The sequence below is a fragment of the Microcoleus sp. PH2017_08_TRC_O_A genome, from assembly GCF_020738665.1.
Taxonomy (GTDB): Bacteria; Cyanobacteriota; Cyanobacteriia; order Cyanobacteriales; family Microcoleaceae; genus Microcoleus.
Genome location: NZ_JAEQCE010000010.1, coordinates 50,071 through 62,154 on the forward strand (window position 1 = coordinate 50,071; position 12,084 = coordinate 62,154).

General features: G+C 45.5%; 11 protein-coding genes. 7 read left to right on the forward strand and 4 right to left on the reverse strand.

Going from position 1 to position 12,084, the window contains the following annotated elements; translation table 11 throughout:
• Positions 1 to 221 precede the first annotated feature (221 nt).
• The gene (gene ftsH3, locus JGK22_RS04540; RefSeq protein WP_293178800.1) at positions 222 to 2,060 is read left to right on the forward strand and encodes an ATP-dependent zinc metalloprotease FtsH3; all 1,839 of its coding nucleotides are present in this window, start codon (positions 222 to 224) and stop codon (positions 2,058 to 2,060) included.
• A gap of 45 nt (positions 2,061 to 2,105) precedes the next feature.
• Here the strand turns inward: ftsH3 and JGK22_RS04545 are convergent, their stop codons facing one another.
• The 3 genes from JGK22_RS04545 to JGK22_RS04555 are packed head-to-tail and all read right to left on the reverse strand — an operon-like array spanning position 2,106 to position 2,818.
• The gene (locus tag JGK22_RS04545) at positions 2,106 to 2,309 is read right to left on the reverse strand and encodes a hypothetical protein (protein WP_293229651.1); all 204 of its coding nucleotides are present in this window, start codon (positions 2,307 to 2,309) and stop codon (positions 2,106 to 2,108) included.
• A complete protein-coding gene (locus tag JGK22_RS04550; protein WP_293178806.1) occupies positions 2,245 to 2,508 on the reverse strand; it encodes a type II toxin-antitoxin system RelE/ParE family toxin in 264 nt (87 codons plus the stop codon). Before JGK22_RS04550 ends, JGK22_RS04545 begins: the two co-directional genes overlap by 65 nt.
• On the reverse strand, positions 2,501 to 2,818 hold the full coding sequence (locus JGK22_RS04555) for a hypothetical protein (RefSeq protein WP_293207120.1): 318 nt from the start codon (positions 2,816 to 2,818) through the stop codon (positions 2,501 to 2,503). Before JGK22_RS04555 ends, JGK22_RS04550 begins: the two co-directional genes overlap by 8 nt.
• Positions 2,819 to 2,872: 54 nt before the next feature.
• Here JGK22_RS04555 and JGK22_RS04560 point away from each other — a divergent pair, with 54 nt between their 5' ends.
• Both JGK22_RS04560 and JGK22_RS04565 read left to right on the forward strand, forming a co-directional pair.
• Entirely contained in the window at positions 2,873 to 3,511 is a 639-nt protein-coding gene (locus JGK22_RS04560) for a bifunctional 4-hydroxy-2-oxoglutarate aldolase/2-dehydro-3-deoxy-phosphogluconate aldolase (RefSeq protein ID WP_293178812.1), read from the forward strand.
• A gap of 117 nt (positions 3,512 to 3,628) precedes the next feature.
• Entirely contained in the window at positions 3,629 to 4,150 is a 522-nt protein-coding gene (locus tag JGK22_RS04565; RefSeq protein WP_293178839.1) for a L,D-transpeptidase, read from the forward strand.
• A gap of 201 nt (positions 4,151 to 4,351) precedes the next feature.
• Here JGK22_RS04565 and JGK22_RS04570 read toward each other — a convergent pair whose 3' ends face one another.
• Entirely contained in the window at positions 4,352 to 5,941 is a 1,590-nt protein-coding gene (locus tag JGK22_RS04570; protein ID WP_293219498.1) for an Hsp70 family protein, read from the reverse strand.
• A gap of 77 nt (positions 5,942 to 6,018) precedes the next feature.
• Between JGK22_RS04570 and JGK22_RS04575 the strand changes: the two genes are divergently transcribed.
• The 4 genes from JGK22_RS04575 to JGK22_RS04590 all read left to right on the forward strand — a co-directional run bounded on the left by JGK22_RS04575 (position 6,019) and on the right by JGK22_RS04590 (position 11,645).
• The gene (locus tag JGK22_RS04575; RefSeq protein ID WP_293312428.1) at positions 6,019 to 7,350 is read left to right on the forward strand and encodes an AAA family ATPase; all 1,332 of its coding nucleotides are present in this window, start codon (positions 6,019 to 6,021) and stop codon (positions 7,348 to 7,350) included.
• 1 nt (position 7,351) lies between these two features.
• Positions 7,352 to 7,810, forward strand: coding sequence for a hypothetical protein (locus JGK22_RS04580; protein ID WP_293196156.1), 459 nt, complete (start codon positions 7,352 to 7,354; stop codon positions 7,808 to 7,810).
• A 351-nt stretch (positions 7,811 to 8,161) separates the two neighbouring features.
• Entirely contained in the window at positions 8,162 to 8,851 is a 690-nt protein-coding gene (locus tag JGK22_RS04585) for a CPBP family intramembrane glutamic endopeptidase (RefSeq protein WP_293178821.1), read from the forward strand.
• 1,621 nt (positions 8,852 to 10,472) lie between these two features.
• Positions 10,473 to 11,645 carry a glycosyltransferase family 4 protein gene (locus JGK22_RS04590; protein WP_293178824.1) on the forward strand — a complete coding sequence of 391 codons (1,173 nt, stop codon included), beginning with the start codon at positions 10,473 to 10,475 and terminating at the stop codon, positions 11,643 to 11,645.
• Positions 11,646 to 12,084 lie beyond the last annotated feature (439 nt).

The window sequence follows — 12,084 nt, forward strand, 5'->3', positions numbered from 1 at the left end:
GCTTGACAAGTTTTAATTTATGCTATATGTGACTCCTTAGTAAAGCACTCCCATCTCCTGACGGCTTTCAGGGCAGTTCGGTTTCCACTACTTCAGACGAGCGATCGCCCTTGCCGGGATTCCTGACAACACAAAAACAAGTTACAAATACGTTAAGATTGATGAACATAAATAAAAATTCCCAAATCACAGGGACTAAATAATTAGGAGGATCGACCTCGGTGAATAAACGCTGGAGAAACGCTGGACTGTACGCACTGCTGGCTATTGTAGTCATTGCCCTAGCCACTGCATTTTTTGACAAACAGCCCCCTAGTCGGGAAGTTTGGAAGTACAGCCAATTCATTCAGGAAGTCGAAGGCAACAGAGTAGACAAAATAAATATCAGTTCCGATCGCAGTAAAGCTCTCGTAACGGCTCAGGACGGCAGCAAGGTAATTGTCAACCTGCCTAACGACCCCGAACTGATTAACATCCTGACCAAAAATAAGGTAGATATTTCAGTTCTGCCCCAAAACGACGAAGGCTTCTGGGTAAAAGCCCTCAGCAGCCTGTTCTTCCCGATCCTGCTCTTGGTGGGACTGTTTTTCCTGGTGCGGCGCGCCCAAAACGGGCCCGGCAATCAAGCCATGAACTTCGGCAAATCGAAAGCTAGAGTCCAAATGGAGCCTCAAACTCAGGTGACTTTCGGCGACGTAGCCGGCATCGAACAAGCCAAGCTAGAACTCGCTGAAGTCGTGGACTTCCTGAAAAATGCCGATCGCTTCACCGCAGTCGGAGCTAAAATCCCCAAAGGCGTGCTGTTAGTCGGCCCTCCCGGAACAGGCAAAACCTTGCTCGCCAAAGCAGTCGCCGGAGAAGCAGGTGTTCCTTTCTTCAGCATTTCCGGTTCGGAATTTGTCGAAATGTTCGTCGGTGTCGGTGCTTCCCGCGTCCGCGACTTGTTTGAACAAGCTAAAACAAACGCTCCTTGTATCGTATTTATTGATGAAATTGACGCCGTAGGCCGCCAGCGCGGAGCTGGTTTGGGCGGTGGTAACGATGAACGGGAACAAACCCTGAACCAGTTACTGACCGAAATGGACGGTTTTGAAGGCAATACTGGCATCATTTTGATTGCTGCTACTAACCGCCCCGACGTGCTGGATGCTGCGCTGCTACGTCCAGGTCGCTTCGATCGCCAAGTTGTGGTCGATCGCCCCGATTTCTCCGGCCGCCTCGAAATTCTTAACGTTCACGCCCGCGGCAAAACCTTGTCAAAAGATGTGGATTTGGAAAAAATCGCCCGCCGGACACCCGGTTTCACAGGTGCGGATTTGGCTAACTTGCTCAACGAATCAGCAATTTTGGCAGCCCGTCGCAATTTGACCGAAGTCTCGATGGATGAAGTCAACGATGCGATCGATCGCGTCCTCGCCGGCCCCGAAAAGAAAGACCGCGTGATGAGCGAAAAACGCAAAACCTTAGTAGCTTACCACGAAGCCGGTCACGCTTTAGTCGGTGCGCTGATGCCCGACTACGATCCCGTACAGAAAATCAGCATTATCCCCCGCGGCCGCGCTGGTGGTTTGACTTGGTTCACACCTAGCGAAGATCGCATGGATTCTGGCTTGTATTCTCGCTCTTACTTGCAAAATCAAATGGCGGTAGCCTTGGGCGGCCGCATTGCTGAAGAGATTGTCTTCGGTGAAGAAGAAGTCACAACTGGCGCTTCCAATGACTTGCAACAAGTGGCAAGAGTAGCACGCCAAATGGTAACTCGCTTCGGAATGAGCGATCGGCTAGGCCCTGTAGCTCTCGGTCGCCAACAAGGGAATATGTTCATGGGTCGCGATATCATGGCCGAACGGGACTTTTCTGAAGAAACCGCAGCTACGATCGATGATGAAGTCCGCTTGTTGGTAGAGCAAGCTTACCTGCGCGCTAAAGACGTGCTCGTCGGCAACCGCCACGTGCTGAACGCCTTGGCAGATATGCTAGTTGACAAGGAAACTGTCGATGCTGATGAATTGCAAAATTTGTTAGCTAATAGCGATGTCAAGATGGCGACAATTGCCTAATTGATTTTAGATTTTGGATTTTAGATTTTAGATTTAATCTAAAGCTTAAAATCGATAATTGGGGTGCTTCTGGTATTGTCTGGAATCGCCCCGATTTTTTTGTGGTGCGATCGGCTGTTTAATTTCATTGTGCAATGCGATCGGGCGATCGCACTGCATCATTTCGATATAACCGGACGTGATATCACCCTTGGTAAACTTCTCGCCGGTGACGCACTTTACTGATATCGATCGTGCGGCTGTCGTCATCTATGGTGTATATTACCCTGTAATCGCCCACCCGAATTCGCCAGCCGTTTTTCTTCCCCTTTAACTTGAGACAGCCTGGGGGACGGGGCACACTGGCTAAAGCATTTATCTGGGGATAAATGCGACTGCTGATTTCAACGGGCAGAGCGTCCAGGTCTTTTTGAGCCGAACGTGCAGTAATGACCAAGTAATCAGACATTCAACATACCCTTTTCCTCAAGCTGGCGCTTAACTTCTTCCCAGGGAACTCTTGGTTCATCTTGTCTAGATTCAATAGTCAAAGAGTCATAAACATCCTCCCAGAGTTCGCCGTGCTTCTCGAAGTCAAGCAGCACCGCAATTTTTTCGCCTTGGCCGTCAACTAAAAACTGAAAGTCTGTCGGTTCGCCACATTCAGCCAACACGTCAACCCAAAATTCGCTGTGTTCTTTGAGGTCAACAATTGCAGCGGTTTTGTTGCCTTCATTGTCTATTAAAAATTGAACGCCGCGCATATTGTAGTTTGGCATATATCGAATTTTGTAATGTGTACTAAAATTATATCCTAGTCAGAATGAGTTAGCATGAATCATCAATCTTGGTTGACACTACTAAAAAAACACCGAGCGATCGCCGTGATCCGTTCATCCGAACAGGAAGTCGCTTGGCAGATGGCAAAATCTGTAGCAGCAGGAGGAATCCAATTTATTGAAATTACCTGGAATACCCACAAAGCCGCTGAATTAATTTCGCAACTCCGCTCAGAATTGCCAGATTTTAGTATTGGTACTGGCACTTTATTACACTTAGAACAGTTGCAGCAAGCCATAGATTGCGGGGCTCAATTCCTGTTTACTCCGCACACCGATGTAGGCATGATTCAAGCAGCAGTTGATGCGAGAGTGCCGATCGTCCCTGGTGCTTTTTCTCCCACAGAAATTATGACGGCGTGGCAAGCAGGTGCTACCTGCGTGAAAGTTTTTCCGATCGCAGGCTTGGGAGGCGCTGCTTACCTGAAAAGCCTGCAAGGCCCTCTGGGCGACATTCCTTTGATTCCCACGGGCGGGGTGACGCTGGAAAATGCCAAGGTATTTATTGACGCTGGGGCGATCGCCGTTGGTTTAGCCGGAGACTTATTTCCCAAACACTTAGTGCAAAATCGAGATTGGCGGGCGATCGTCGAAATTGCCAAAACTCTCACCCAAAACTTAACAACTTGTTAAGCCCTCTTTCCCAATTTAAAATCTATAATCTACAATTTAAAATAGTACCAGGTGTGAAAGTTTCCCAATTCTTCAATTTTTCAATCTAAAACTATCAAATCGTCTTGGGTGTGAGGAATAAACATGATTATCAACTCAACTTACTTGCGTCGCGCAGGAACTTTATGTGTTGCCTGCGCCCTAACAGTTGCTGCATTTTGTGGCGGACAAATTCCTGCATTTGCAGGCGAACAGCGCAACATAATTGCCAATAGAATCATGCAGTTGCAGCAATCCAGTCAGCGCTGGATTGAAATTGATTTGTCAAGACAAAAACTCATAGCTTGGGAAGGAAATACACCCGTTTATGCGGTGACTATTTCCAGCGGCAAATCATCGACTCCCACCCGCACGGGAACCTTTGCCATCCAAACCAAATATCGCGTTACTAGAATGACTGGGGAAGACTACGACGTGCCCGACGTTCCCTATACAATGTATTACGATGGCGGTAATGCAATTCACGGCGCTTACTGGCACAATTTGTTTGGAAATCCCGTCACTCACGGCTGCACAAATGTAGCTGTAAATCACGCTAAATGGCTGTTCAATTGGGCCTCGGTGGGGACGCCTGTAGTGGTGCACAAATCTGAAATTTAACTAATAGGTTCGTAGATCAAACGGCGGTTGAAACCGCGTCTATACAGACAAAACCTGCCTCCGCAGGTTGAAGAGTGAGCGGTTAAAATTACATTTATGGAGACAAAATTCACTTCAAGGGCGTGGGAATTTTTGATTTCATTCAGTCCGCGGAGGCGGACTTCCTTTGTCTAGACGCGGTTTCAACCGTACGTCCTATATTTAACTTAACTGCACCACTGGTTTATCCTCTAACAAAGTTTCATTGGTTAGCAAATCTTCCACAGTAATCCGCAAAAAGCGCTGTTCGTCAACGCGGAAAAAGATTTTTATGCGATCGCTCCCCGGATACCCAGGCGGCGTCAATTGCGCGATACTGCGAGCTCCGTCTTTGTCATTTAGCGGCTGTACGGATCTTTCGCCCGCGAGTTGGCGAGTAATTAGCCTGTCGCCGTCAAAATAGATCTCCGTCCCACCAGTTTCCGCTCCCAATTCGCCGATAATTAATTCTATGCTGGGCTGATTTTCCAAAGAAGCTCCCAAGACTAATTCTACCGGTTCGGTCATCGGATAAGACTGACCGGATTTGATTAAACTGTGCCAACTGTGGCAATTGTCGCGGCGGTTCCAGTAGCGAATGCCGTAACTGTGATAGAGAAAATCTTTGATTTCTATGCCTTGACTTAATTGTAGAGCACCTTGGGCGATCGCCTCAAAGGGTTTGTCGCACCGAATTTTTGCCGGATCGAAATATTGCTGCACCCAACGCTGCACCGCAGGAATTTGGACAGTACCGCCAACGAGCAAAACTGCATTGATATCGCCAATTTCTAAGCCTTGGCGCCGCGCTTGCTGCAATACTTGATTCATGCACTCGTCGAGGTTCTCAAAAAACTGATGTTCGGCAAGGATAGATTCAAAGCCCGATCGGTCTAATTCTAATTCGTAACTCTCAAAATTTTCATCATCAAAATAAACCTCAACCGCATTATTTAGCAAAGATAACTGAATCTTTAACCTTTCTGCCAACCTCGTCGTAATCGGAGATTTTGCCAACTTTTTCGTTTTAACAAAATAGTCAACCAACCAATTATCAATATCAGAACCGCCTAAATTTTGTCCGGCTTTAGCCAAAACCCTGGCAACTTTTGTCTTTTGTGCAGAAGATTCAGCTAACAACTTTTCGCCCCATTTCAGCAAAAACCCCAAAGGCTTTTTGTTGGCATTAACATCGAGGCGTACCAATGAAATATCGAGAGTGCCGCCGCCGAAATCAATCACTAATAGAATTTCGCGATCGGCCAAACCGTAACCCAAAGCAGCCGCCGTAGGCTCATCCAACATCCGCACCTGTTCCACTTGCAGAGATTCAGAAACTTTACCCAACCAATGGCGGTAAGCTTCAAAACTATCTACCGGCACAGTAAAAACCAAAGAATCTACCGACAAAGGCAGTTCGCGAATTGAGTTCACAATTTGGCTCAAATACCACTCACCGACTCGTTCAAAATCAACAATTTGCCCGTCAAGTTCCGGCACAAAACCCTGCACAGAAGTGCCAATTCCCCGCTTAAAATTGCGAAAAAACCGAGAATCTCCACTCAGATCGAGGCCTTTGTCGCGGACTTGCTGACCGAGGATGACTTTATTTTGAGCAGCGTCCTCAACGTAGAGTAAACTGGGAATTAGGGGTGGATTTTGAACCGAGATTGCCGACAATCCCGGTAATTTCAAAGTTTCGGGCTGCTGGAGAGCCTGATTCCAGCGAGCGACGACGGTGTTGCTAGTTCCAAAGTCAATTGCGATCGTCATTGGGCCAAAATACACAGCTACTAAAGATTATCTTATAATATTATGGTATTTAGAGCTGACAATGCAAACATAATATTATGACTCAATCCACTTCCTTTGCAACACAGAACAAAGAGCCTGTATCGGGAATTAGTGAAATTGCAGTATGCGGGTACAAGTCTATTTATGAAGAGTGCCAAATTGAAGTGCGATCGCTGACAATTTTAGCCGGTGCCAACAGTTCTGGTAAGTCTAGCATTATGCAGCCGCTATTGCTGATGAAGCAAACGCTAGAAGCCCCTTACGATCCGGGTGGTTTGAAACTTGACGGGCCGAATGTTAAGTTTACATCCGCAGAACAGATATTGTCTAAACTGTCACCTGAAAAATACAACGATGAGTTTTATGTCAGGGTTAATCTAGAGAGAGATAATTTTTTGAAAAACGTTTTCAGCAAGCAGCCAAAACCTGGCATTAGAATTGTCAAGGCAATTTACTGTTTTCCTGACAATGATAAAATTATTACTATTTATCCGGGAATGCGACATCAAGAAGTGATTGAGGTTCTTCCAGAAAACTTTGCGGAAAATTACTGTATTTTATTAGACAATATTGACGAAGAACCGCCACTATGGAGCGTAAGTAATGTTCGAGGTTTTTTAGACTTACGACTTGGTGAAAGTCATTTTGATTCATCCCATTTGGCAATCAACTTTCAACAATATATTCGCCAGATAATTCATGTTCCCGGATCGAGAGGCAATCCAGAACGCACCTATAATATCGCAGCATTTGGCAGTGAATTTACTGGAATTTTTGAAAATTATGTTGCTAGTATAGTTAATTCCTGGCAAGAAACCAAGGACGATCGACTGATAAAATTGGGTCAAGCCTTAGAGTTCCTGGGACTCAACTGGAAAGTTGAAGCCAGACAGATTAATGACGTACAAATTGAACTGCTGGTAGGTCGTTTATCCCGCAGCGGGAGTGCAATCGATACGGTTAGTATTGCTGATGTTGGCTTTGGGGTATCGCAAACTTTGCCTATTTTAGTTGCCTTGCTTGTAGCAGAACCAGGACAATTAGTTTACCTAGAACAGCCGGAAATTCACTTGCATCCTCGCGCTCAAGCTGCTTTAGCAGAGATATTAGTTGATGCTGCAAATCGAGGTGTGCGAGTAGTTCTAGAAACTCACAGTGAATTGCTGCTTTTAGCAGTTCAATCGTTAGTTGCCGAGGGTAAAATATTACCTGATTTAGTCAAACTTCACTGGTTTAAACGGCGCGACGATGGTGTTACAGAAGTCAGCAGTGCCGATCTAGATGAAACAGGAGCTTTTGGAGAGTGGCCGGAAGATTTTGGCGATGTCTCTTTGCATCTAGAAAACCGCTATTTGGATGCAGCCGAAGCTGTTTTGTGGAAGCATTAACATGGCAGATAAAATTTCTAAACGCCTGGTAATTGATGCTTCAGTTGCGCGTGCTGCTGGTGGAGAAGATGCTACCTATCCAATATCCGTTTACTGTCGCGATTTTCTCCAAGCTGTCTTGGATATTTCTCACAGAGTTGTGATGACTCCAAATATTAGAGATGAGTGGAACAAGCATCAATCAAAATCCGCTCGTATATGGCTGCGCCGGATGGTGGCAAAGAAGAAACTATGCCCCTGCGATATCGCGGTAGATGATAATTTGTGGTCTCAAGTTGAATCGATTGCCGAAAGCGATAAAGAGCGGGAAATAATGGTTAAAGATTTGCGGTTGGTGGAAGCTGCGATCGCTACCGATCGCACAGTAATTTCACTTGATAACAAAGTCAGACAATGTTTTGCTAAAGTAGCAGTAGAGGTTGATGAGCTTAAAGATATTATATGGGTAAATCCAGCCTAAATAGCAGAAAAACCTCTTGATTGGCTGCAAAATGGTGCTGAACCCGAAATAGAAAGATCGCTCGGATTTCAAAAAGCCGACAACTGAGTTAATTTAGAGTAATTCCTGATTAGGATCGGAAGTGCGATCGCCATTATACCAATTTTCCGATGCCACAAAGACGCACCACTTTGATAAGTGGCACAAAAATCATACTATTTTATATTTTATATTTTATATTGGGCATGACTGACGGCATCAGAATTTCAGGTTTGGCTAAAGTTAAATTTTTGTAAAACTGGTATCACCTCTGGGAACCGGCCAAGCTTTTACCTTTGATGTCAATCCAAATTTTCAAAGGTGGCGTAAAAAATGCTGGAAATTGGCGATCGCAAAACAGCACTCTTAGCTCTCACACTGCTCGTCCCCGCTGCGAGTATTGGTATAATAGCAGGCTTGTATATTGCCCCCGGAAGCTGGGGACAAACAGTATCAGCCTTGTGTCAACTTTGGTTGCTCCTTTTCCCGATCGCCTGGTGTGTTTTAGTCGATCGGCAAAAACTGCATTTATCCCTCCCCAAGCGGCGAGAATTGCGGGCTGGAGCCATTTGGGGAATAGCCATGTTTGCGGTAATTGTGGGTATCTACAGCCTTTTCGGCCAGCACTGGATCGATCCTGTAGCGGCCAAAGAAAAAGCTCGCCAATTGGGAACCAACAGCCAAAATATTTACTTAATTGTTGAAGCATATTTCGTGCTAGTTAACTCGCTGATTGAAGAATTTACTTGGCGGTGGTTTGTCTGCAACAAATGCCAGATTCTGATACCAGGAAAACCAGCCATATTTCTCAGTTCACTATTTTTCACCCTCCACCACATTTTTGTAATCGCAGCCTACAGCGACTGGCGCGCTGTGATTTTAGGCTCATTCGCCGTCTTCACCGCCGGGATAATTTGGTCGCACTGTTATCTAACTTACCGTTCGCTGTGGCCTAGTTATATCAGCCACGCGATCGCAGATTTAGCCCTCGCAATGATTGCTTGGCAAATCCTCTTTAACTAGCCACTTTTTTAGCAACTATAGCCAAATACGGTTCACTTAACGTTTTTGTCATTGCGAGCGATCGAGCGCGGCAATCGCAGAGACTATGACATTTCTCGGTTAAGTCAGGTGGGCGCTGAGCAATTATCTTCTTAAGTGAACCGTATTAAACTATAGCCCAATACGCTTGGGCTAACACTTTTTGTCCGCAGCGATCGCGCCCCAGAGCAATCTCAGTGTCTATTTTTCAAATCGTTATGACTGCGGGACTCTCTTAACTCAACCGTATTGGACGCTGCTGGGATTTTGACTGATGCTGTACAACAATTGAAAGTTCATGTATTCCCACCGAGAAATGCTTTGTGTGAAGACATCTATTTAAAGTTAGAGATTTTGTTGCGCTGGCGATCGCATAATTTTTACTGCGTGAAAACTGGCAAACCATATCGTTGCCACCCTGGGCACCACAACGCTCAAAAGTACACCGATTGTCCTTCGGAATCGTCAACTCAGGAAATATGATTTTTTCATAGCAGGATTTTTTTTGTAAGCGAACTCGCTTGATACATACCGCTAAGCTGCGGCTACCAATTAAGAGTCAAGGTTGCCACGATCTATATCACTGCACCATGACAATTGTTGTGATATTTACACGATCGTTAGGTAATTGGGGGAACTTGAATTTTACGGTAATTACTTAGACATCTGTTGGGCACGCTACATACTCGGTGGAGAAGTGGCAGTCACTTTTGGGGATACTTTCAGGCGATCGCCTGCCATTAAAAAATTTAAAACTCAGGCAGTTAATTAAATTGATACCAATCAAATTATATATTCTGTAGCGATCGACAAACCTACCTTTTTCAGCAGTCCAGACGCATCAAACGGTTTTTTAAGACATTTACGGCAACAAGATCGAGCAATAGTTAAAAAAAACCAGTTTTTCCTGATTAACCTATCCATGACTGTGATTTCTGCGATTCCCTTTCAGAATCAGCTCGCGTCCGTGCAGGTGTTTGAGCAAATTACATCTCTGAATTCAGAATAAATAATATATTTTTTAAGCGATACAGAGCGTATAGTAACTTAAAACACACAGTCAAGCATCAGTATTTCTAGCGATGATAGCTATCGCGAATTAATATTTTATAACTAATAATTTAATTTAATAGAATTTTATAACAAATTTTTCCGGACGGCGATTGTCAATCTCCGGAATATTGTTACGCTGGCTACCTTTCCCCAACACTAAAGTTTGGAGAGTTACGGTAAACCGTAACTCTGTGTCGGTAAGATCAGCAAATGATGTTATGTTAGGCAGGAAGTGTTGTAGAGCTTCGTGTGTGGGGCGAAAAAAGCTGATGTTAGATCGCGTATCTGTCTTGAGAAGTAACTTTCGCAGACCCGAAAAAATATCCCGCAGGGAACTGTTGGTGAATCGAATCCATCATTACTATAGATTGAATGACAGCGAAATTGTGGATCTATACTGGGGTGTTGCGAACAGTCGCTAGGTTTGATTCTATGCCCACACCGGGAAAGCGGTAATTAAGATTCACCCGCCCCTCTTTCCTGTCGGCTCTCACAAAGCGCGCTCATCGCAGCGTCGAAACCGAGTCGGATTATTCAGCGGGAGTTAAACATGAAAATCACCTTTGTTCTTCCTACTCTGTGTCTGACTGGTGGAATTCGAGTAATATCTATTTTCGCAGAACTCTTGAAACAACGAGGACACTCCGTGTTCGTCATCTCTGTACCCCATGAGCAAGCGAGTCTGCGCCAGCAAGTCAAGTCGCTGCTGCGGGGAAGGGGTTGGATTTCCACACCTGAAAATGAGCCATCATTTTTCGATAATCTCAGTGTAGAAAGCAAAATTATCGATCGCTCGCGCCCAATAGAAGACAAAGATGTGCCTGACGCTGACGTAGTAGTTGCCACCTGGTGGGAAACCGCCGAGTGGGTAGCAAAACTCTCCCCGAGCAAAGGAGCTAAAGCTTATTTTATCCAGCACCATGAAGTTTTTGACTATCTACCTGAAGGTAGAGTCGAAGCAACCTGGAAGCTACCCATGCACAAAATTACGATCTCTGACTGGTTAGTTGACCTAGCTCGGACTAAATATGGCGATCGCCAAGTTTCCTCAGCTCCTCCGAGCGTTGACACCAAGCAATTTTATGCCTGCCCTCGCCACAAACAATCGGTTCCTACCATTGGCATGATGTACTCTGCAATTTACTGGAAAGGAACCGACATCGCACTCAAAGCTTTTTCCCTAGCCGCTGAAAAAATTCCCAACCTGCGTCTGGTTGCCTTCGGTACAGAGGCCCCATCCCCGGAATTGCCGCTACCAGCCAATGCCGAGTATGTAATTAGACCCGACCAAGACAAACTCAAAGATTATTACAGCAAATGCGATGCGTGGCTGCTGGCGAGTCGCTCTGAAGGCTTCGGCTTGCCAATTATCGAAGCGATGGCGTGCCGCACTCCCGTCATCAGTACCACAGCAGGCGCTGCTCCTGAAATTTTGAGCGGCGGTACTGGCATACTTGTAAGCCCAGAAGATCCCGAAGAAATGGCAAAAGCCATAGAATCTATGTGTCATTTGTCGAATGCCCAGTGGCAAGCCATGTCGGAAGCCGCCTATGCTAAGGTGACCAATTACTCTTGGAAAGATGCCACGGAGCATTTTGAAGCAGGATTGAAAGTTGCTGTAGAGAAATCTCAACAGCGTGAAGTTAACATAGTTTCCTGTTCTCCCTACTATGTGCGGGGCCCATTACCATGCGCGGTTCCCACCGGCGCCGGAAAAAGTTAAGCTTTGATGTTAACAGCAGCAATTTGAAATTCTGCGCTAGTGATGCCAGCGATCGCGGGATTCTGCGTAGGAACTCAATTATCGTTTGGTAGGGTGCTTCTAGTAAAACTCACATCGGCGGTGTCCTGTTTTATACCCAGCAGTTTCGACACTAATTCTGACCGCATCTACCTCAAATACTGGTTTCCTGTTACTGCCGGCCAAAATCTCAACCCGAGTTCAACGGATGTTTGAAAGCTCAGGCTGTTAAAGGTTAGACTTGTCTAATCCTCACACATCTCCTGATTTGTCATTGGCAAAAGTCCCTGACGACAAAGTACGGCCGGCTCGACATCAAGTAACGATCGGTATGCCTCTAATCATTAATTTATTGGACAAGACTGGACAATGCGTACATGGCGATCCATAATACTAATATGGCAAAGTACGTGAAACCAAA